This window comes from Lacisediminihabitans profunda (assembly GCF_008040105.1).
Taxonomy (GTDB): domain Bacteria; phylum Actinomycetota; class Actinomycetes; order Actinomycetales; family Microbacteriaceae; genus Lacisediminihabitans; species Lacisediminihabitans profunda.
On the sequence record NZ_VRMG01000103.1, the window covers coordinates 1 to 303 of the forward strand.

A 303-nucleotide genomic window follows, 5' to 3' on the forward strand; every position below is an offset into this window, starting at 1 on the left:
GGGCCGAGCATTGTTCACCCGGCGGGCGGACTGCAGAACTTCGCCGACGTCGTGGCGGACGTGCGCTTCTTGCCCGCACTGATGAACGTCGTGGTCTTCCTGCTGCTGTACGTGCCGATCATGATCATCGTGGTGTCGGTCATGTCTCTTCTCCTGGACACCGTCCAGGGCAGGTGGAACCTCCCCCTGCGCCTGACCTATATCGTGCCGGCCTCGATGACCGGGGCCACCGCTGTACTCATCTGGTACTTCATGTTGGAGCCCTCCCGGAGCCCATACCAGAGCGCATCACACGCCCCGGGG

Annotated in this window: 1 pseudogene; it reads left to right on the forward strand. The window is 63.7% G+C overall.

The annotated features are described in order from the left end of the window. A pseudogene (locus tag FVP33_RS19670) lies at positions 1-303 on the forward strand (sugar ABC transporter permease); the annotation flags it as partial.